This window comes from Paenibacillus sp. FSL R7-0302 (assembly GCF_038006885.1).
Classification (GTDB): Bacteria; Bacillota; Bacilli; order Paenibacillales; family Paenibacillaceae; genus Paenibacillus_AQ.
On record NZ_JBBOWB010000001.1, the window covers coordinates 953,671 to 975,571 of the forward strand.

Here is a 21,901-nt window from a genome sequence, read left to right on the forward strand (position 1 = left end):
GCTTTTTGCGTTCTCCAAGAACAATGGGGAAAACAACACTACGAAAGTTGCATCTTTGTTATGCGGGCTAAGGAATTGGTATGTCGTCTCCGGGATACGGACCCTATACTGAAATCGACTGGCGCGGGGCCAGAATTCAACAAGGTTCTACACGAGGGGGAATGTTCAGATGTACCGCAAAGGAATATCCAAGCTTCTGATTGCCGGATTGCTGCTGTCAGGGATACAGCTTCCGGGAACTACAGGCATAGCGCAGGCAGATAACGGGAAAGACGCAGACAGGCTGTCTGCAAGTACAGGACAGGCAGATGCAGCCCGGGCGGCAGGGTTCGCCGATATGAAGCAGCACTGGGCGTCGGCCGCAGTGAACAGGCTGTCAGCCGCAGGAATTCTGCAGGGGGACGAGGCAGGACAATTCAGACCGGGACAAGCGGTCTCACGGGCAGAGATGGCCGCCATCATCAGCCGCGTGTTCCGTTATGCGGATTCGGGCAGCGCTGTATTCAGTGATGTAAGCGCTTCTTCCTGGTATGGCAAGGATGTAAGCCGCGTGAATGCCGCAGGCGTTATTCAAGGCTACGCGGACGGCCGGTTCCAGCCGGGAGCGGCTGTCACCCGCCAGGAAGCTGTAACCATGCTGAGCCGGGCGTTCACGCTGGAGGCGGGCTCCCCGGGTGCGCTGGCTGCACAGTCAGATGCGGCAGCGGTCAGCAGCTATGCCCGGGAAGCCGTGAGTGCGATGCTGGACGCCGGTTACCTGCGCGGCAATGCGGACGGCAAGCTGAATCCGCAAGCGCAGATGACCCGGGCCGAGCTGGCCGAGCTGCTGAGCCGGATGGTCGGGTGGATCAGCTCCGGCGAGGGAAGCCAGAAGCTTGGAGCGGTGTCCGGCAATGTGATTGTCAACCGGGCGAATGTGCAGCTCGAAGACGGAACCGTCAGCGGCAATCTCTACGTGACAGCCGGAGCAGGGGAAGGGGAAGTCTCGTTCTCGGGCATTAAGGTGCAGGGAACGGCTCATATCTCAGGAGGCGGTGACCATTCGGTGGTGTTCCGCCAATCTACCCTGGGACAGATCAAGCTGAATAAGCTTACCACCCTGGTAAGGATGGTACTGGAGGATGGCAGCACCGCAGCGCGCATCGAATTGCTTAAGCCGGCGAAGGTGGAGATCGGAGCGGGCTCACGCGCAGAGACTGTGCTCATCGGCGCAGGCGCTGCAGGATCAGAGATCGTGAGCCGGGGGCAGATCGGCCGGCTTGAGAACCAGGGGGAGCGAGTGCTGCTTAACGGCCAGGCGCTCAAGCCCGGCGAGACGCTTAAGGACTTGTCCGGTAATGGAGCAGCAACGGCGCAGGCCAGTGCCAAGGCTACCACTGCCCCAGCCCAAGCGGGCGGCGGAAATGCCGGCGGTGACACACCAGTGCCAACCCCAACATCTTCACCAGCGACGCCGGTGCCGACAGCAGCGCCTGCTGTCACGCCAACCCCAACGCCGGCCCCTACTCCGCCGACCCAGAACAATCCATGGGAGCTGGTCTGGAATGACGAATTCGACGGCCAGGCCATTGATGAGGGCAAATGGAATGTACAGGATACCGGCACGGTATACAATAACGAGCTGGAATATTATCACCCGGACAATGCTTCGCTTACAACAGAGAGCGGGCAGAGTGTACTGGAGCTGGAAGCCCGGAAGCAGGCTTACGGCGGGAAAAATTATACTTCAGCCAAGCTGACCTCGAAGATGAAGGGCGACTGGACCTACGGCAAATTCACCGTGCGGGCCAAGCTGCCGGTTCAGCAGGGCATGTGGCCGGCCATCTGGATGATGCCGACCGATGACGAGACGCAGTATGGACCTTGGCCGGGAAGCGGCGAGATGGACATTATGGAATTGACGGGACCGGTTGCCGGAAAGGCAGAGGCGGATCTCTATCCAAGAACGGTTCATGGCTCGATTCACTACGACATTCCGCACGCGTCCCAGACCAAAACCTATGTACTGCCGGAGGGCCAGACCTTCGCGGATGATTATCACGACTTCACGCTGGAATGGCTTCCGGGCCTGATCCGGTATTATGTGGACGATGAAATGTATTTTGAGACGAGTGACTGGGGAACGATGGCCAAAGGCCAACCAGATTACTATACGTACCCTGCTCCGTTTGACCGGCCGTTCTATATGATTCTGAATCTGGCCGTGGGCGGCGACTGGCCGGGCGATCCGAAGGCCGACTTCAAGTCGGATAAGATGTATGTGGACTATGTAAGGGTCTACAAGTACAAGAACCTGGATCAATGGCCGGATGTAACAGGCAAGCGGCCGATCGATCCGGGGCACTCGGCCCCGCAGCGTCCTGCCCTGGCAGACGGGAATCAGATCTACAACGGGGACTTCAAGGGTACTGTAGCAGCCCAGGGCCAGCCGGAATATTGGGAATTAATTGAGAATGAGGGCGGGAGCGGAACAGCCTCCGTCATTAATGATCAGGATAAGGGCAAGGCGGTGAAGGTTGCCGTCCATGAGGCCGGCAAACAGAATTATTCCATTCAGCTTGCGCAGAAGCCGCTGCTGCTGGAGCGGGGCAAAGCCTATAAGGTAACCTTCGATGCCAGAGCGGACGCAGCCCGGCCGCTGATGAGCAAGCTGACCGAATTCGGCGGCGGATGGACGGCTTACTCCGGGGAGCGTAATTTCCAGCTTACACCGGACTGGCAGCCGTATGAGTACAGCTTCACGATGGCCAAGGCCTCGGACAATAATGCCCGCTTCGAGTTCAACCTGGGTCTGAACAACATTTCCGCCTACTTCGCGAATGTAAGGGTGGTAGAGACAGAAGCACCGCCGGTAGTACGCACCCCTCTTGCTGATGGCAACCTGATCTATAACGGAGGCTTCGATCTGGGAGAAGCACGGCTCGGATATTGGAGCTTTGCCGTTAAGCAGGGCTCGGAAGCAGCGGCGAAGGCCAGTGTAACCAATACACTTGCCCTGCCGATGATGAAGCGGGAGTTCCGGGCGGACGTGCAGAAGGCCGGAGGATCGCCGGAGGATGTGACGCTGACCCAGGCAGGAATTCCTGTGTCTGCGGCAGCCGTCTACCAGCTTGCCTTCGATGCGAGATCGGCCGAGGCGCAGCCGCTTGGCATTAAGCTGGCAAGCAGCGGCGGACAGACGGTCTATCCTGACGGAACCACCTTCACTCTGACACCGGAGTGGAGGAGCTATACAGCAGAAATTGAGCTGTCCGGCGGGTCCGGCACGGAAGCTGCGTTATCCTTCCTTCTGGGCGCGGCTGCGGGACAGACCGAGCTTGACAATGTGCGTCTGGTACGGATGACCGATCCGCCAGTGCTAACGAACTACCTGCATCTGCGCGGAGACCAGTTCTGGAGAGCCTCAGGAACCGGCCTGATTCCGAGCGGCGAAGGCGGCAAGGATGTTACGGATATGGATAAGGGCGACTATGTGGAATACAAAGTGGTACTGTCTCAGGCAGGCAGCATTGTTCCGGTAACCCGCGTATCCAGTGTGCGCGCGGATTCGGAGCTAACGCTGTCAGTGCTGGATGCCGGCAAGCAGAAGGTGGTGACGGAATCTGTCTACAGCGCGGCAATTGGCGATACCGGAGGCCTACAGTCCTACCGGGCGATCATTGGAGCACCGCTTGCGCTGCCTGCGGGAAGCTATTACATCCGTCTTGGCGGCAGCGGCTACAATCTGGCCTGGCTGGATCTGTCCCGCGAGCTGGTGGTGAACGGCAGCTTCAAGGACGCTTCCACCGACAACTGGACGCTATACAAGAAGGACTGGGATGACAATGACCCGGGCAAGAGCACTGTAATGAAGGCTGTGTATGGAGAACTGCAGGTTAGCCTTGGAGGAACTGGAACGGAGGCTTGGCATGCACAGGTGAAGCAAGCGGGCATCCCGGTAGAGCAAGGCAAGAAATATCTGCTGCGTTTCGATGCCGATGCTTCGGTAGTCAGAGATATTAAGGCACTGGTTCAGCGTGACGGTACTGCCGATAATATCTGGACCCCTTATCTGGAACAGGAGCTGAGACTCAGCCAAGACGGCAGACACTATGAATATCTGTTCACTGCCCCGGCAACCGATCCTGCAGCCGTGCTCCAGTTCAGTCTGGGCAAGATCACCGAAGAGCTGGGAGCGCACACGGTCAACCTGAGCAATATCTCCTTGCTTCAGGTAAGCCCGGTGCTGGACGGTGAGGCTTACGGGGAGAATCTGATTCCGAACGGGGACTTCTCGGCACCGCTTAAGGGCTGGAGCAGCTACTCCTCCGACAGCGGGGAGTTAGCCATTGACAATGTGGATGGAGCGCTGCAGATCAAGGTGGGCTCCACCGGAACGAACACCTGGGACCGGCAGGTCTTTTATGAGGGAGTCGCTTACAACGAAGGCAATCATTATACACTTACCTTCAAGGCCAAGGCATCGGCTGAACGCAAAATGAATATCAGCATCGGCTGGCTGGATGTAGCGGACAATTACAGCTGGCACGGGTATACGAGCAAAATTGTGGATCTGGGGAGTGAATATCAGGAATATACCGTAGAATTCGATGTTGCCGGAGGCAGCACCTCCATCGGCCGCATTTCCTTCGAGCTGGGGGATATCAAGGATGGCGGCACCGGGCATCTGACGGTGGATGTGGATGATATTGTGCTCACGAATAACGGGACAGCAGTTGCACCTTAAGCCCTTGAACATGCTTTGGATTTTGTTATTCAGACTTACGATTTGGTATTTAGACTGGCCGCATACACTTCTATAATCATTACATGGAGAACGGGCAACCGTTCTTCATGCTTGTTCAGAACCTTCCCCCCATTCTTCGGCCCAATGAGTATACATAACAGGGAATGAGTATCATCCAATAGCAAACAGGAAAAGAGGAGAACCATTCATGATGCTGAAATTCAATACCGCAAGAGCAGCGGCAGCTTCACCTGAGGATATCCTGAGACAGGCATTCGCAGACCGGATAGAGGAGGGCGGCCAGCTAAGCGCCGTCTTCACGGATTCCAGGTGTATCGGGGCTGTTGGCGTAGCGGGCCTTCCGCTCCGGCTGCCTGCCATTCAGGAGCTGTTGAAGCTCCCGGAGGTGGCAGCGCTGCTGCCGAAGGAGGCTGGCGCATCCGCGCTGTTCACCGTGAATGATACAGGTACGGAACTATCCTTGCATATCCGCCATGCCGGAAGACAGGAACAGGCAATAGCCATACCGGAGGCGGCTGCAGGCACGGCACTGGCGCAGCTTCAGGCTGCACCGGGCTGGGCTGGTGCCCTTAACGCTGAAGGCGAGCATGTGATTGACCTGCGTTCCCCCGTTCCGGGTCCGCACTTCGCGGTCAATCTGCTGCTGGGCAACCGGCTGGAGTTCCCTCATCCGCTCCAGACTACACCGAAGAGTGTGGTAGACCGCCTTGGCGGCGGCAGCTTCCGTTCCCATGCGGCTACTCAGGTGCTGGCGACCCGCTGGGATATGCGCCAGGAGGAGAACGGCTTCCCGGCCAACCGTCAATTCTATCTGTTCGAGGACGGGAAGCAGATCTTCTATTCCGCTGATCCGGGCGGAGAAGGCATTGAATCGGCGGTCTGCCGCCATTCACAGAATGTAACCATCATCACGTACCGCCTGTCCGGCGGACTTGAGATTACGCGCACCATCTTCATTCTGCCGCATGCTGAGGGTCTGCCGCTGGCGACCGAGATGCAGCGCGTTACGATTACGAACCATGGAGAGAGCAGCCGCCAGCTTCGTCTGGTGTACACGGGCATGTTCGGTTCGGCAGCGCCGGGCGCTCTGTTCGAGGATGTGCTGTATAGCAATGTTATTATGCAAGGCGGCGTATTGCAGGACGCTGATGGTGCCGTGGCTGCAATCAGCCCTGACTACTACCCGGAAGGCGGGCGTCATGATCTGCGCTTCCACACGATGATCATCCACGGGGAGGACGGACCGGTGCTGCCGCGTGAATATTGCGTCAGCTACAATGAGTTCGTCGGCACCGGCTCGCTTCACCGCCCATCCGGCGCGCTGAAGCTAAGCAGCATTCTGCACCGCAAGGGGCCGGGATTCTTCGCGGTAGCGGGGGAGATTCAGGTTGCTGCCGGAGCCACGGCAGCAGTTGACCAGCTGACGGGCCTTGTCTCCGACAAGAGCGGTGCATCCTGGAGCGATACGGTACTGGAGGAAGAGGTAGGTGCGCTGATCGCCCGCTTCACAAGCCGCAGCTCGGCGGAAGAAGCCTTGGCGCAATCCCTGAAGTTCGTGCGGAATTACTCCAGGTTCCTGCAGGTATCCTCGGGGGACGAGAATTTCGACCAGTTCGTGAACCGTAATCTGCCTTTTCAGGTGCTCTACCAGAGCTTTGTCTCCCGTTCCTTCTGTCAGACCCAGAAGGGCTACCGGGAGATCGGCTTCCGTGAAATTCAGGATATGTATGCCTCGATGTATTATTTCGTCGGGATGGGCCGGGGCGGCCTCGTCAAGAGCCTGCTGAAAGAATGGACCAGCATGGTCTTCGGGCTGGGGTATGCGTATCACAATTTCTTCTGGGCCGGCAAAGAGCCGGGCAAATGGTCCGATGATGCACTATGGCTGATCCAGGCTGTCTACCGTTATGTCATGCTGACCGGGGATGCGGATTTCCTGGATGAGTCTTGTCCGGTAGCAGGCACGGACACAGAGCGGCCGGTATTCGAGACCCTGAAGGCCATTATTGTCTATTCCGGACAGATCTCGATCGGCCGCCACGGCCTGCCGCTGCTCGACTTCGCAGACTGGAACGACTGTCTGAAGCTCGATGACACCTACCTGAACGGCCCGGCCAAGGAAGCACTCTACCGGAAGCAGCTGGAGGCCGGCGGTGTCTTCGGGGATTCGCTGGAGAGTGATTATTCCGAGAGCGTCATGAATGCCTTCCTGCTGAAGGTGGCGGTCGATGAATTGTCCGCCCTGGCCGCCCGCAAAGGTGAGCAGGCGTATGCAGATGAGCTGACCGACTTCGGAGCCAAGCTGCGCGAACGCATCCAGGAGCATGCCTGGAAGGGCGATTTCTTCGCCCGTGTGTTGTTCAACCGCTATCCGAACGGAGAATACACGTATCTCGGCGCTGCCGGGGACGGGATGTCCTCCGATCCGGCGAAGGACGGCTCGTACTTCCTGAATTCGTTCAGCTGGAGTATTCTGGCGGGCTGTGCGGATGAGGAGCAGATCGCGGTGATGCTGGACACCATGAAGGCGCATCTGATGACGCCTTACGGCATGAAGCTGGTCTCGCCGGTGGCGCTGGGCCGGGTATCCACGCACACGGCATCGGATGAATACTTCCCGGGTGACCGTGAGAACGGCGGCGTATTCAAGCATGCCTGCATGATGGCTGCTGCGGCTATGTTCAAGGGGGCCAAGGAAGTATCCAGCCCGGATCTGGCAGCAGAGCTCTGCCGCCTGGGTTACTGGCTGCTGGACCGGATTATGCCGTTCAAGACGATGGATGATCCGTTTGCCGTCTGCGGGAATCCGCGGTTCTGCACCCAATACAACAACAGCGAGACTGGTGAGAACATCGGTCCGATGCTTAGCGGCACCTCTACCTGGCTCACCCTCTCGCTGATGGAAGCGCTGGGTATTGAATATACGGAGCAGGGCATAGCCCTGAGTCCGGTGCTGCGGGAAGAGCAGACGGAGCTTACCTACACCTTGAAGCTTGGCAGCTCCTCCTACCGGATTCAGGTCCGTAAGCCGGAGGGCTTCCACCGCATGCAGGACGGGGCAACCCGCCTGATGCTGGACGGCCGGGTACTGGAGGACGGCTTGGTACCGGCCGTAGATGACGGCTTCGCCCATGAGGTAGAGCTTATCTTCGCGGACTGACGGAATTACAGCGCCCGGTCACGGTATTCATGCGGAGTCATCCCCGAATATTCCTTGAAGAGCTTGATGAAATAATGGGCGTTGGAGTATCCGAGCTCCGAGGAAACTTCATAAATTTTGAGCGGCGTATGGATAAGCAGATACGCCGCTTTTTCCATCTTTACCTGACTGATATAGTCGCTGATCCGCTTGCCGGTCTCCAGCTTGTACATTTTGGAGAGATAGACCGGATGCATCTGGATATGGTCGGCGATGGCCTGTAGGGAGACGTAGTGCAGATTGCGGTTGATATACTCATGTACCTTGCGGATCAGCACGGTCCGGCTGTTCCGCCGTTCGGAATCCGTATGCTCTCTCAGCAAAAGGATAACCTCCATGGCCCACTCCCGCAGCTTGTCCGGCGTCTGAAAGGGAGCCTGCTCCAGCAGCGGATTGCCCACAATCTCGCTCAGCAGCTTGTTATTCTTGTGGGCGAAGTAATAGAAGGCCGTCTCCAAGTGCAGACGGGCTTCCTGGATATGCTCCAGTGACCGCTCGGGACTGTGGATCAGCTCCGATACGATAGCGTTCAGCTTGTCTTCAATGCCCTGCCAGTTGTTCGCTTCGAACATGTGGAACAGCAGCGGAGGCTCATACAGCGGCTGGAGAATCTCCACGGGCTGGGAGCTGCTGTTATCCGTAGTATCGAGATAGATGCCGGTCTCGCTGCCGATATGCTGGCGGATGGCTGAGATGGCGGATTGATAGAGGGTGTAGACCTGATCCGGGAAGTCTCCCCAGCCGGTGGTCACCACGGACAGGCCGCCTCCCATCAGGGTACTGACATGATTCTGCAGCTGATAGGCAGCCTGGGCCACCTCATTTCCCGGATTGCCGCCGTGTTCAAGATCCTCCCTGGGCTGCAGCAGGAATACGAGATAGTCATGCACATCCTTACAGGACCAGATCAGGAACCGGTCCTGGAACAGCTCCTGGGCGATATTAATGATTGCATATTCAAACAGCAGCATGCTGTGCATATCCTGGCGCCGGAAGAATTCCTCGGGGCGGACCACGGCCAGACAGACCGGCTGTCCGGCCGAGAACGGCAGGTCGAACTGGTTCAGCCGCTCCTGGAGCTGCGGCCCGGGAAGCTTCCGTCCCTGCAGCAGCTCCCCGAGCAGGCGGTCCCGCAGGATGGGCAGATGCTCGCGGAAGGTCTGCATCGTCCGTTGGTGGGAGGACCAGGCCTCCCAGTCACTGCGCAGCTTCTCCTGCAGCTTACCGATGACGGCGATCAGCTGGTCGCTGGCTATCGGCTTGAGCAGATAGGCGCTGGCCTGCTCCTCAATGGCCTTGCGGGCATATTCAAACTCCGCATAGCCGGTCAGCATGACCACCCGGATATGCTTCCAGCGCTTGCGGATGGCGGCAATCAGCTCGGTGCCGGACAGCTCCGGCATATTGATATCTGTGACTACAATATCGATGGGATAACGCTGGAGCAGCTCCAGTGCCTCATACCCGGAATAAGCTTTGTGGACCTGTCCGAAGCCCATCTCCGCCCAGGGAATCGAAATGGACAGATCATCGACCACATAGGGTTCATCATCAACCAATAGAATTTGGTGCATCAGGTTCCTCTTTCTTCTCCATACGGAGAGTTGTTATTAGACCGCCTTCCGGTGAAGGAGCAATCATCAGGCCGGAAGCCTCGCCGTAATGTAATTTGAGACGCTGCTGGACATTCCATAGCCCGCAGCCTCCATCCTCACGCGTAGTTTCGTTGATACGCGCCTGAAGCGCGGCAATGGCTTCCCCTGTCATACCGGCGCCGTTGTCCTCAACGGTAATGAGAATGGCTTCCCGGGTATGGCGGCCGGTGATCCGGATGGAGCCCGGGCCGATTTTTCGCTCAATGCCATGAATGATACTATTCTCTACCAGAGGCTGAATCAGCAGCCGCGGAATGTGCAGGTCCAGCAGCTCGCTCTCCATATCCATCTCGTAGCAGATACGCTGCTTCCGCAGGTTCTGGATCTTCAGGTAATTCTCCAGCAGCTTCAGCTCATCCTGAAGGGTGGTGAGGGAATGATCGACCCTGGTGATATAGCGGTAATATTCGCCTAAGCTGAGTGCCATCGCCTCGACGGACTCGGTATCTCCTATGGCGGCCTTGCTCTTGATGAAGAACAGGCAGTTGTACAGGAAATGCGGATTGATCTGTGATTGAAGCTGCTTCAGATGGGCATCCTTGGCCCGGAGCTGCTCCAGATAGACCTGCTCGATCAGCGACTGAATTTTCTCGGCCATATCATTAAATTCTTCATTCAGCAGCGTGAACTCCGGGTTGGTCCGGGTATGGATACGGGTAGACCAGCGCCCTTCCTTCATCCGGTTGAGCGAACGCAGCAGCAGGCTCACCGGACGCTGCACCTGGCGGTAGAGCTGCAAGGAGAACAGCAGGCTCATCACCAGCAGGATAGCCGATCCTGTCAGGAAGGAAGAGCGGCTGCTGCGGATCGGCTCAAGAATCTGCTTCAGCGGTGAATAATGCACGACCTGCCAGTCGATGGCTGAGGAGGGCACCGAGCTGACCAGGAAGCTGCCCTGCTTAAGATCGAAGATGCCGGAGGTACTCTTCCCGGCCGTGATATTCAGTGCTGCGGTGACCTGCTCCGCCATCTGCCGGTCCGAACTCCGCGAGAGGATGACGCCGAATGACGGATGGTACAAGAAGGTGTCCCCCGTGTTCTGCGACTGGTAGGCATCGAACATCCGTTCAATATTGGAGACCGGCAAATACATGGACATCAGCAGCTGCGCCTCGCGCGGCCGGCTTGTTGCCTGGGCAGGGTCCGATAAGAGCAGCCGGAAGCCTGCCTCCGCGCCGGCCCTGTCCGCCGAGATATACTCCCAGCCCGCCGGGAGCGGCTTGTGCAGGACAGAAACATCGAAGGACAGCGAGGAATCCGAGCCCAAGGTCTCCCCGCTGAAGGGCTTGTACAAGACAATCCGGTTCTCCCACGTACTGGAGCTGGTCTGGAGAGACAGCTTCTCCAGCACCGTCATAATCGTCTGGGCGGGATCAATAAGATGGCCCAGCTGCGTAATCTGCTCATAATCGCGGATGGTGGGATCTCTCTGCAGGGCATACATGCTGCCCGCCAGCTGGTTGATGTTGTTATCCATCTGCTGGGTCAGAAATTCCAGATGATTAAGGTCGGTGGTTTTGATCTGACTTGTAATGACTCCGACATCCTTACGGTAGGATGAGCCGTAGAATAAGAGTGTGGCGGCAATCAGCGAGAGCAGGATTGCCACCATTTTAATGAACAGGTTGGGACGCCATGCCACCATAAAGATCATCCTTTGCAAGACATTTGCTGTAATATGGAGAAGTGTATCATAAGATTATGAACTCTACGAAAAGCAGGTGGTTATATGAAAGTCCGTTCACCGCTGTTCCTGCTGCTCCTGATGTTGTCGGGCTGCTCCTGGGACAGCACCGAATATAGTCAGCTGCCCGCTTCACCGCAGAGTACAGCCCCTTACTTCGATGTTAAGGAAGGTAAATATGATCCTCCGGTAGACCTGTATACCGTAGGCTCCGTGAACCCCAATCTGAACTTTATCAAAGGGGAGAGCCTGGAGCATAACGTACATACGGCCTGGGCCGAGAAGCGGCTTGGCATCCGCATCCGTTATCTCTGGACGATCTCCGGCACCTCAGAGACCTACGCCAACAAGCTGAGGCTGGAGCTGGCCAAAGGCAATATGCCCGACATCGTAACGACCAGAGATGCCGCTATTATCCAGGAGCTGATTGATTCAGGGCAATTCATGGAAGTCGGCGACCTGTTCGAGCAGCATGCGTCCGAGGTGTGGAAGAAGGCTGTTGCCGAGGATGCTTCGGCATGGAACCCCTTCATGCGCGGCGCGCACAGGTATGCCATTCCCATTATGGATTATGAATATAACTCCGATCCGCTGCTCTGGGTCCGCCAGGACTGGCTGGACAAGCTCAATATGAAAGCCCCGCAGACCCTGGATGAGCTGGAGCAGGTCATGGATGCCTTCGTCAACCGGGACCCGGACGGCAACGGGATCAAGGATACCTACGGCCTGTCGGTCGGATTCCGCAACGGTCCCAGCACCTGGATGGGAGACAGCAGCTGGGTGTTCGGCGCCTACGGTACGGTTCCTGAGCAGTGGAACCGCCGGAGTGACGGCACCCTGGAATACGGCTCCATCCAGCCCGGTGCACGGAAGGCTGCCGGGCTCATGAAGCAATGGGTACAGCGCGGTTATCTGAGCGCTGACAGTGCCTGGCTGGATGAGGAGGGGGCGGCGAACCAGTTCATCTCCGGCAAGGCGGGCATCATTGCCGGCCCCCACTGGATGCGCGGCTGGCCTCTGTCCTCCTTGACCAAGCGTGACGCTGAGGCGCGCATCCGGGCAATTGCCATCCCTTCGGGGCCAGGTGGGCTCACCATGAGAAGAGGGACCCTGCCTGTCAATGGTGCCATTCTGATTAATAAGCAGATGAAGCACCCTGAAATCTTTTTTACGTATCAGAATTATTTGTTCGATTCATACGCTACCTCGACCGGCGAGTTCGCCCATGGCCTTGCGGAGGGCTATGACTGGTCCATGGCGGGCGGCCAGCCGAGCGCCCAATCTTCGGCGCTGCCGCTGGGCGGCATCCGGGTAGCCTCGTACACGCTAACCTTCGACGGGGCTAGGATTCCCTCCGGGGTCATCCGGGAGATTCCGAAGGACATTGCCCCTGTGCTGCTGGGCCAGAAGGAGGCTTCCCGCAAGGAGCAGTTCACGGGACCTCCGACAGCGACGATGAAGCGTGACGGCGAGCTGCTGAAGAAGCTGGAGCAGAAAAGCTTCATCAAAATCATCTTCGCGGACAGCCCGCTTGAAGAGTTCGACGAATTCGTGCACAAGTGGAACACCTACGGCGGACTTACCGAAACCATGGAGGTTAATGCCTGGGACCGCAGCAGCCGCTAAATACCGCAGGGACAAGAAACCGCCTTTATAATAAGGCGGTTTCTTGTCGCAGATACGCTTGGGTGCTTCTGCCTGTTTGTCTGGCGGTGGCCCCACCCGAATCTGTTCCTCCTGTGCTGTATTCTTGCTATATATCGTACAGAAGGACGGCAGCAGCCGCCATACCAATGTGGCGATTGGAATAACAAATATTGAAGATGAGCCGCCATGATCCGCATAGACAAAAGGACCCCGGCGGATGCTGCTTGCGCATCGCCGGGGTCCATCTCCTGCCTGCAAGTTAGTTGCCTGTGAATTTCAGCCAATCGTAATAGGCGTAGAGCGGGTTCGCCCCGTTATAGGAACCGAGCCAGGAATCCACACCCGTTCCGTTCCAGAGGTTCATCATGATTTTACCGGGCCGGGAGGGGATGTTGCTGGTTGCCGTATGCTTCAAGACCCCGTCTACATACCATTTAATATAACCCGGCTGCCAATCGAAGGCGTACGTATGATAGCTCTGGGAAGCATCGAAGCCGAGATTGACAATCTTCTCATGGCCGCCAACGCCGTTCGTGTAATAGTTGAATTGGACCTTGGTGGTATCCTTGCCGAGGAACTCAATATCAATCTCATCCCAGGGCGTGCCGTCTGAAGGCCCGGTGTAGGTGAAGAAGGAGGAGACGATCCCGCTGTTCTTGGCAGGCTTCATATTCACCTCGTATTTGCCGTAGCCGTACTTGTACACAGAGCGGTACTCCGCGCCGTCAAATTTATTATTGCTGGGACTGGTCAGGGCCAGACGAAGCTGTCCGCCGCTGGTGAAAGAGATGTTATTCGCACGCCAGGTACAGTTGAACATGGAGCCATTCGAGTAGCCGTCTGCTTTTTGCCAGGTTGCGGGGTTGAAGTAGGTCAGGGGCTCATCAAAGACGGTGGCCGCCGAAACGGACGGAGCTCCTGTCAGCAGACCGGCAAGCAGCAGGGTCATCCCTGCACCGAATAGCTTGTGTAGCGTTCTCCTCATATACAATACCCTCCTTATAATGTAAGCGCTTTACAATATGATTGTAGCGGACCTTGAAGCCGGCCACTATACCAACCTGCGAATCGAAATAACAAAAAACCAATTTTTTGCAGAGCAGAGTATTTCATTCCCCTCCCACACATACTAATATGCATGATGGTTAAGGGCTGTACACGTTCAGGAGGGAGATTATGGAGGAGTGGTTCCGCAGTAAATGGCTCCGCTGGATGATCGGCGTGCTGCTCTCACTGATTATTCTATATTTCGTCTGGCTGCTCCGTCCGATGCTGAATGGGGTATTCCAGTTTCTAAAAGCGATCCTGGCCCCGTTCCTGGCCGCCATGATTATCTCCTATGTGCTGAATCCGGTGGTCACGATGCTCTCCCGGAGAAAAATGCCGCGCAGCGTAGCCGTCCTGCTGATCTATGCGGTGTTCCTGACCTCGCTTGCGGTGATTCTAATCAATCTGATCCCGATGTTCATTGAACAGCTGGAGGAGCTGAACGAGCATCTGCCGGAGATGACGCTGCACGCGCAGGGGCTGATGAAGGGCATGAATTCCAGACTGATTCCGCCCGGGGTGGAGACGGGAATGAATAACTGGTTCTATCAGCTGGAGAACCGCCTGGCCGAAGGCATCTCCCACTTCCTTAATAATATCGCTTCAACCATTGGCGTGCTGTTCAACGCATTCATTGTGCCTTTTCTCGTGTTCTATATTCTGAAGGACTTCGAGGTATTCGAACGGATGGTGGTCTCCTGTCTGCCCCGTTCGCGCCGCAAGTCGATTGTGATGCTGTTAAAAGACATTGATGAAGCGCTCGGCAACTATATCCGCGGGCAGTTTCTCGTCTGCATCATCATCGGCGTGCTCGCTTATATCGGCTATGCGATTATCGGCATGCCTTATGCGCTGCTGTTCGCCTGTGTTGTCGCGGTATTCAACATTATTCCTTATATGGGTCCGTTTCTGGGGGCGGCCCCGGCCATTATAATGGCCTCAACCTTGTCTTGGCGCCTTGTCCTGCTGGTGGCGGTGGTGAATACCCTGTGCCAAATGCTGGAGAGCAACGTGATCTCTCCGCAGGTTGTAGGGCGGAAGCTGCATCTGCATCCGCTGCTGATCATCTTCGCGCTGCTGGTCGGCGGGGAGATCGCCGGAATGATCGGGCTGATTCTGGCCGTTCCTTTCTTCGCTGCCGCCAAGGTGGTCATTCAGCATATCATCGGCTATTATATCCGCAGAAGGCCGGCGTAAAGCAGCCGTAATTCATCTCGTCACATGCAGGAACAGGGGGACCTGCGGCTACTTCGGGTGAAAGGATTGACGGTACATGTATCTTTTGGTTATAATGTGGTGAATATTACGATAAGAAGAGTCATCATAGCAGTGCGATGAAGAGGAGTATTAATTCGTGAGACCGTTATTGCAGAGAGCCGGCACCCCAGGTGCGAGCCGGTTAACGGACCGCAGTGAACTCACCTCCGAGTAATGGCGCGAGCCGCAGGTTCCTTAGAGGGACCAGCGTGTGAACCGCCGTCGCCTCACCCCCGATACAGGGTGTCAAAGTGAGTGCCGGACAAAGAATGTCCGCCGCTAACTAGGGTGGTACCACGGGAATTCATACCTCTCGTCCCTAGCGATTATACGCTAGGGATGGGAGGTTTTTTTGCGGTTAGCCCGGCGGAGCGGGCGAGTCCTGAGCAGGCTGGAGCGATTATGTTGATTCGCTCCGGCTCCCGGCCCGGCAAATCATGGGCGGGTACATGGCCTTGCCGTGGTTTTTACGGCCCGGCGAATCATGGGCGGCTCTTGGGCTTTGCTGTTCCGCCGGGGGAACAGATGATGTTAACCTAAGTTATAGAGAAACGGAACGGAAAGAAATTTTGGAGCTGGAGAAACGAAGTGTTCGCCTTTATTCTCGGATTTCTACCGCTAGAAGCGGATAAAATCAAGAAATCAGAGAATAACAGCGATCGGAAGCCCAAAACTTTTTTGTAGTGGAGACTAATCTCTTAACTTTTTAAGACAGCAGCAGTACCACCTATTACAGCAACACTCCAAGGAGGAGCACAAGATGAGCGATAATATTGGATACCGCGCCCAGACCATCGAGCCGAAATGGCAGAAATTCTGGGACGAGAACAAGACCTTCAAGACAAGTGAAGAATCAGGCAAGCCGAAATTCTACGCCCTGGATATGTTCCCGTATCCTTCCGGCGCAGGGCTGCACGTAGGCCATCCGGAAGGCTATACCGCCACCGACATCGTGTCCCGCTTCAAACGGATGCGCGGCTACAACGTGCTGCACCCGATGGGCTGGGATGCCTTCGGACTTCCGGCAGAGCAGTATGCCATGGATACCGGCCAGCATCCGCGTGACATTACCTTCAAGAACATTGACAATTTCCGCCGCCAGATCAAGTCGCTGGGCTTCTCCTACGACTGGGACCGTGAGATCAGCACGACAGATCCGGGGTACTACAAGTGGACGCAATGGATTTTCATCCAGCTGTACAATCGTGGATTGGCTTATGTGGCCGAAGTATCGGTGAACTGGTGCGAGGCGCTGGGAACGGTTCTTGCGAATGAAGAAGTCATCGACGGCAAAAGCGAGCGCGGCGGCCATCCCGTCGTCCGCAGACCGATGCGCCAGTGGATTCTGAAGATTACCGAATACGCCGACCGCCTGCTGGAGGATCTGGAGGAGCTGGACTGGGAAGAGAGCATCAAGGATATGCAGCGCAACTGGATCGGCAAATCGACCGGCGCTGAGGTGACCTTTGCGATTGAGGGGCATGAGGCTGTGCTTGAAGTGTTCACTACCCGTCCCGATACCCTGTTCGGAGCAAGCTATTGCGTACTCGCACCGGAGCATAAGCTGGTGGATGCCATCACCACGGATGAGCAGAAGGCAGCCGTTGCCGAATACCGCGACAAGGCTTCCCGCAAGAGCGATCTGGAACGCACGGATCTGGCTAAGGAGAAAAGCGGTGTATTCACCGGCGCTTATGCCATTAATCCGGTGAACGGCGCGCAGGTGCCGATCTGGATTGCTGACTATGTGCTGGCGGGCTACGGAACCGGAGCCATTATGGCCGTTCCGGGCCATGATGCCCGTGACTGGGAGTTCGCCAAGCAGTTCGGCCTGAACATCATCGAAGTGGTGCAGGGCGGCAATATCGAAGAAGAAGCCTACTCCGGTGACGGTCCGCATGTCAATTCGGGATTCCTCGACGGCCTGTCCAATACTGAAGCGATGGCTCAGATGATCGCCTGGCTGGAAGAGAAGGGCAGCGGTAAGGGCAAAGTAACCTACCGCCTGCGCGACTGGCTGTTCAGCCGCCAGCGTTACTGGGGCGAGCCGATTCCGATTCTGCACCTGGAAGACGGCACGATGAAGACCGTGCCTGTGGATCAGCTGCCGCTGGTTCTGCCGGATGTGGATGCCATCAAGCCTTCGGGCACTGGTGAATCCCCGCTGGCGAATGTGACAGAATGGGTGGAGACAATTGATCCCGAGACCGGCATGAAGGCCCGCCGCGAGACCAATACGATGCCGCAGTGGGCCGGCAGCTGCTGGTACTACCTGCGCTATATCGATCCGCACAACGATCAGGAGCTGTGTTCACCGGAGAAGCAGAAGGAATGGCTGCCGGTTGACCTGTACATTGGCGGAGCCGAGCATGCAGTGCTTCACCTGCTGTATGCCCGCTTCTGGCATAAGGTACTCTATGATATCGGCGTAGTCGATACCAAGGAGCCGTTCCACAAGCTGGTCAACCAGGGAATGATCCTGGGGAACAACAATGAGAAGATGAGTAAATCACGCGGCAATGTCATTAACCCGGATGAGATCGTGGAAGCCTACGGGGCAGATACCCTGCGCGTCTATGAGATGTTCATGGGGCCGCTGGAAGCCACCAAGCCTTGGAACGAGAAGGGTGTCGAAGGCATTCACCGCTTCCTCTCCCGCGTATGGCGCCTGTTCGTGAATGAAGACGGCAGCCTCAGCGCGAAGATTACAGAGGGCGGCGGCACGGATGAATTCAAACGCACCTGGCACAAGACGTTGAAGAAGGTAACCGAAGACTTCGAGCATCTGCGTTTCAATACGGCAATCAGCCAGCTGATGATTTTCATCAATGACGCTTACAAGCAGGAGAGCCTGTCCAAGGAAGCGGCAGAACAGTTCGTACAGATGCTGTCCCCGCTGGCACCGCATATTGCCGAAGAGCTGTGGGAGCTGCTGGGCCATGAAGGAAGCATCAGCTATGTCGCCTGGCCATCCTATGATGAAGCTTGGACCGTAGATGCTGAGGTTGAGATCGTGGTGCAGGTCAACGGTAAAATCGTCCAGCGCGCACTGATTCCGGCGGATATGGGCCAGCAGGAGATGCAGGACCACGCCCTGGCCCTGCCGAATGTGAAGGCGGCCGTCGAAGGCAAAACCGTACGCAAAATCATTGCCGTTCCCGGCAAGCTGGTAAATATCGTAGTGGGTTAAGCGAAGAACGCAATTCTGCCCGCAGCAACGGAGGTTTCCGTGCTGCGGGCTTTGTTGCTGTTTAGGCGCCGAGGGAAGGGCCCCATGCATCACAGGCGGTAACATTTTAAGAGGAATTCTGCCAAAAGTGCAACAATACTGCCCCAAAGAGAGCAGTCTATGCTGAAATCCTGCACGAACTGCAACAAATTCAGCACTAACTTGCTCTAAACACCCAAATTTGTGCAAATAATGCAACATTTCTACTTCAACCTGTAAAAGGTATAGAGAAATCCTGCAAAAACTGCAACATTACTGCTCCTTAAAAGCGGCTGGTGAGAGAGGCATTAGCATCGTTCACCCGCAGGGTGATTTTGTTCAAATATAAGAATTTATATGTTGCATACGATAAATTATCCTTCTATTTCTCGCTGAAACGGTACCGTCCTTTAAAAGGACGGCAAAGCCGTTTCCACTTGGTTTCGGGCGGCCTAGCCTGGAGCGTGAACGATGGCTTCAAGGCTGGTACCGCGAAGATTAGCGCGTGTGGCCCGTTCAAAGCAGGGTACCGTGCGGCGGGATGACAAGCGGTATAGGACAGATGAGGGCAGCTTAACGGTCGATGCGGCTCTGGGCGATACTGCCAAGCCCGAACAGCTCGTCGAGCTTTTCCACATCCTCATCATACTTGTCATGTGTGGTGGTGATCAGGCGTTCAAACACCCCTTCCAGACTGGTCTGCAAGTGATTCAGGGCTTGCGCGGTAATACCCCCGCGGACGGCTACCCGTTCCTGCAGCTCCTGCGGGGTGAACGAGCCTTCGGTCAACAGCTTACCCGTACCCAGCAGCATCTCCCCTGCGAGACGGGTGACCAGGGCTTCGTCGATGCCGGTTGCTTCAACAGCCGCTTCAATCCACCGCTCCAGGAAATAGCTAAGAAAGGCCGGACCGCAGCTGGAGAAATCTGAGGCAATCCGCGTATGGCCCTCAGGAATTTCCTCCGGAACTCCAATGCAGGAGAATAGCTGGAGCAGCAGCAGCCTGTCTTTTTTATTTAATCGGCTTCCAAAAATGCACAGCGAACTCCCGCCTCTGACGGAATGGGTGATGCTGGGAATGATTTTGGCGACCTTGGAGGGCAGGGCCGATTCCAGATGGTAGAGCTGCACAGGGCTTGTAATCGATACAACGATCTGGTCGCTGCGCAGATAAGGAGCGATCTCATCGGTTACCCGCTTGAACTGCAAAGGCTTGACACACAGGAACACCAGGTCGCTCTCCGAGGCGGCTTCGATGTTGCCGGAGCATATCGTAATTCCGGGATGAAGCTTCTTCAGCTCCATCAGCCTGCCCGGGCTGCGGTTGCTGGCCATCACATCACATGGATCAAGGGCTCCCGACCGAAGGAAGGTGTCGATCAGCAGACTTCCCATGCTGCCTGTTCCGATAAATCCCACTTTCATCCTGTGGTACCTCCTTTCTTATGCTGCTGGCTTACAGTGATACTCTTCGTTAAATGTATGCACACCAGACTTGGACCAATGACAGGTTTTAATCGGATTTTTGAATAAAATTCCAGTTCGATGAGGGAGGACAACCTGATGGATAAAAGAATGATCATCTGCGCCATCACCGCCGCGCTGCTGGGCGGCGGCCTGGTATGGGCCGCAGACCATAAAGCACAGGACACCGGCATCGCCGGATGGACGACGCTGAACGCCGGAATGGCGCAGGCGCTGGGAGTGGCGGACATAGGTGAGGGTGGCAGTGCCGCCGCCGGGGCTAATGGCGGGAGTACGGTTGGTGCAGCAGGGAGCAGAGCGGAAGGTGGCGAGGTAGCTCGTGGCGGAACGGCGGGGAGTGGAGTAACTGCAGGGAGTGCGGCGGGTAGTGGAGTGGCTAGCGGGAGTGCGGTGGGGGACGGGGCAGGTGGCTGGAGTGTTGCAGGTGCGGCGGGTAGTGGAGATGCAGGTGGCGAGGTAGCTGGTGGCGGTACGGCGGGTAGTGGAGTAACTGGCAACGCAGCCACGGGTGGTGCAACAGTAGACACAGGAGCTGGCGGGAGTGTGACTGGTAATGGAGTTGCTGGCGCGAATGTTGTAGGCGAGGCGGGTAGCGGAGTTGTTGGCGGTGCGGCCACCGGTGATGGAACAGCTGGCGCTGGAGCGGCGGCTGCAACAGCTGGAGCCGCTGGCATTGCAGCCCCGGCAGCGGCTGACGGCCGGATCAATGTGAATACAGCCGATGCCAAAGCCCTTATGAATCTGCCGGGCATCGGAGAGAAAAAGGCGCAGGCGATTATCGACTACCGCACCAGTAAGGGAGCCTTCCGCAGCGCGAACGAGCTGGGCAAGGTGAAGGGCATCGGCCCCAAGCTGCTGGAGAAGCTGAAGCCGCTGGTGGCATTTTAAGGCCGCCGTCCTGATTATCCACGAACAGCCTGTCTGCCGAGACAGAATAAGTTGCAATTGCACTCTTTACATTAGATTAGACCTCAATCCGCCTGATAACTGAAGCTGCTGCACTTCGTACATTAGAATTTTACAAAAGCAGGTCTTTTGAGGACAAATAAGAAAATCAATTGTACAGAGTGCAGCAGAACGTTACTTAGGCGCTGAGAATGCAATTTCTACTGTATGAAGTGCAATCACACCCGACTCTACAGATGAGCAAATGAGGTGTAGAAGTGGCGGGACGGGAGATCTAAGTGAGAGTTAGGTGAAATGTGGGGTGTTGCGGGATATCAATCTCCTAGTGAAAACGCAGACAGGTATGCTACAATAATGAACAACTATTGAAGAGAAAGTGGAGATTGCTGATGACTGTGGCTTACCGCAAGAACTGGGATACATACTTCATGGATATTGCCTGCATGGTCTCCACCCGTTCGCGCTGTCCCCGCCGCCATGTCGGCGCGGTGCTGGTGCAGGGGAAGAAGCTGCTGGGTACGGCCTATAACGGTGCGCCGATGGGCGTTCCTGACTGCTCGGAAGCAGGCTGTATGGTCTCTGAGCAATACGAGCGTGAGATGATAGACGGTGTAGAGACAATGGTCAAAAAGCAGCGCTGTATCCGTACAATCCATGCCGAGCAGAATCTGCTGCTGTTCACAGACCGGAGCGACCGGGAAGGCAGTACGGTCTACGTTACGGATGAGCCGTGCTGGACCTGTGCCAATATGCTGGCTAACAGCGGAATCGTGGAGATTGTCTACCTGCGCCCTTACAAAAAAGACATGGAGAAGGTACAAGCTATGCTCTCCTCCAAAGGAATCGTGTTCCGCCAATTGGAGAACTACGAGCCGCCAAAGGAAACGATGATTTCGATATCTGAATAACCAGCATCTACGGATGGGCTGACGGGCTGAACATAGTTGGCTGAACGAGACGCGAAAAGAATAGTGACTGGCTTCAGGGGAAGAACCTCTGTACACGCATGTAGTATGCGTATGCAGAGGTTTTTTGGCGTCTAGAGCTAATTAGGAAGGAGAGATAA

11 protein-coding genes are annotated in these 21,901 nt (G+C 56.3%); 7 read left to right on the forward strand and 4 right to left on the reverse strand.

Annotation, left to right across the window (positions count from 1 at the left end; translation table 11 throughout):
* The first annotated feature begins 169 nt into the window (after nt 1-169).
* Entirely contained in the window at nt 170-4,726 is a 4,557-nt protein-coding gene (locus MKY96_RS04160; protein ID WP_340938791.1) for a carbohydrate binding domain-containing protein, read from the forward strand.
* Nucleotides 4,727-4,934: 208 nt separating this feature from the next.
* Nucleotides 4,935-7,907, forward strand: a complete 2,973-nt coding sequence (locus MKY96_RS04165; protein WP_340938792.1) for a GH36-type glycosyl hydrolase domain-containing protein — start codon at nt 4,935-4,937, stop codon at nt 7,905-7,907.
* Between the two features lie 5 nt (nt 7,908-7,912).
* Here the strand turns inward: MKY96_RS04165 and MKY96_RS04170 are convergent, their stop codons facing one another.
* Together MKY96_RS04170 and MKY96_RS04175 are read right to left on the reverse strand one after the other, a co-directional pair.
* A complete protein-coding gene (locus MKY96_RS04170) occupies nt 7,913-9,505 on the reverse strand; it encodes a response regulator (RefSeq protein ID WP_340938793.1) in 1,593 nt (530 codons plus the stop codon).
* A complete protein-coding gene (locus tag MKY96_RS04175; protein WP_340938794.1) occupies nt 9,498-11,246 on the reverse strand; it encodes a sensor histidine kinase in 1,749 nt (582 codons plus the stop codon). Before MKY96_RS04175 ends, MKY96_RS04170 begins: the two co-directional genes overlap by 8 nt.
* 84 nt (nt 11,247-11,330) lie before the next feature.
* Between MKY96_RS04175 and MKY96_RS04180 the strand changes: the two genes are divergently transcribed.
* On the forward strand, nt 11,331-12,911 hold the full coding sequence (locus MKY96_RS04180; protein ID WP_340938795.1) for an extracellular solute-binding protein: 1,581 nt from the start codon (nt 11,331-11,333) through the stop codon (nt 12,909-12,911).
* A 280-nt stretch (nt 12,912-13,191) separates the two neighbouring features.
* Here MKY96_RS04180 and bglS read toward each other — a convergent pair whose 3' ends face one another.
* A complete protein-coding gene (bglS, locus tag MKY96_RS04185; RefSeq protein ID WP_445671466.1) occupies nt 13,192-13,881 on the reverse strand; it encodes a beta-glucanase in 690 nt (229 codons plus the stop codon).
* 227 nt (nt 13,882-14,108) lie between these two features.
* On the opposite strand from bglS, the gene MKY96_RS04190 reads away from it, so the two are divergent.
* Nucleotides 14,109-15,176: an AI-2E family transporter gene (locus tag MKY96_RS04190; protein ID WP_340938797.1), complete on the forward strand. Its 1,068-nt coding sequence runs from the start codon at nt 14,109-14,111 to the stop codon at nt 15,174-15,176.
* Nucleotides 15,177-15,996: 820 nt separating this feature from the next.
* On the forward strand, nt 15,997-18,426 hold the full coding sequence (gene leuS / locus MKY96_RS04195; RefSeq protein ID WP_340938798.1) for a leucine--tRNA ligase: 2,430 nt from the start codon (nt 15,997-15,999) through the stop codon (nt 18,424-18,426).
* Between the two features lie 591 nt (nt 18,427-19,017).
* Here leuS and comER read toward each other — a convergent pair.
* Nucleotides 19,018-19,869, reverse strand: coding sequence for a late competence protein ComER (gene comER / locus MKY96_RS04200; RefSeq protein WP_340938799.1), 852 nt, complete (start codon nt 19,867-19,869; stop codon nt 19,018-19,020).
* Nucleotides 19,870-20,007: 138 nt separating this feature from the next.
* Between comER and MKY96_RS04205 the strand changes: the two genes are divergently transcribed.
* Together MKY96_RS04205 and MKY96_RS04210 are read left to right on the forward strand one after the other, a co-directional pair.
* A complete protein-coding gene (locus MKY96_RS04205; RefSeq protein WP_340938801.1) occupies nt 20,008-20,817 on the forward strand; it encodes a ComEA family DNA-binding protein in 810 nt (269 codons plus the stop codon).
* Nucleotides 20,818-21,224: 407 nt separating this feature from the next.
* Nucleotides 21,225-21,743: a deoxycytidylate deaminase gene (locus tag MKY96_RS04210; RefSeq protein WP_340752204.1), complete on the forward strand. Its 519-nt coding sequence runs from the start codon at nt 21,225-21,227 to the stop codon at nt 21,741-21,743.
* Nucleotides 21,744-21,901: the final 158 nt, after the last annotated feature.

Coding starts and splice junctions, on each gene's coding strand:
- bglS (WP_445671466.1), bottom strand. CDS start 13,881: ATGACCCTGCTGCTTGCCGGTCTGCTGACAGGAGCTCCGTCCGTTTCG.
- MKY96_RS04210 (WP_340752204.1), top strand. CDS start 21,225: ATGACTGTGGCTTACCGCAAGAACTGGGATACATACTTCATGGATATT.
- MKY96_RS04190 (WP_340938797.1), top strand. CDS start 14,109: ATGGAGGAGTGGTTCCGCAGTAAATGGCTCCGCTGGATGATCGGCGTG.
- MKY96_RS04205 (WP_340938801.1), top strand. CDS start 20,008: ATGGATAAAAGAATGATCATCTGCGCCATCACCGCCGCGCTGCTGGGC.
- MKY96_RS04175 (WP_340938794.1), bottom strand. CDS start 11,246: ATGGTGGCATGGCGTCCCAACCTGTTCATTAAAATGGTGGCAATCCTG.
- MKY96_RS04180 (WP_340938795.1), top strand. CDS start 11,331: ATGAAAGTCCGTTCACCGCTGTTCCTGCTGCTCCTGATGTTGTCGGGC.
- comER (WP_340938799.1), bottom strand. CDS start 19,869: ATGAAAGTGGGATTTATCGGAACAGGCAGCATGGGAAGTCTGCTGATC.
- MKY96_RS04165 (WP_340938792.1), top strand. CDS start 4,935: ATGATGCTGAAATTCAATACCGCAAGAGCAGCGGCAGCTTCACCTGAG.
- leuS (WP_340938798.1), top strand. CDS start 15,997: ATGAGCGATAATATTGGATACCGCGCCCAGACCATCGAGCCGAAATGG.
- MKY96_RS04160 (WP_340938791.1), top strand. CDS start 170: ATGTACCGCAAAGGAATATCCAAGCTTCTGATTGCCGGATTGCTGCTG.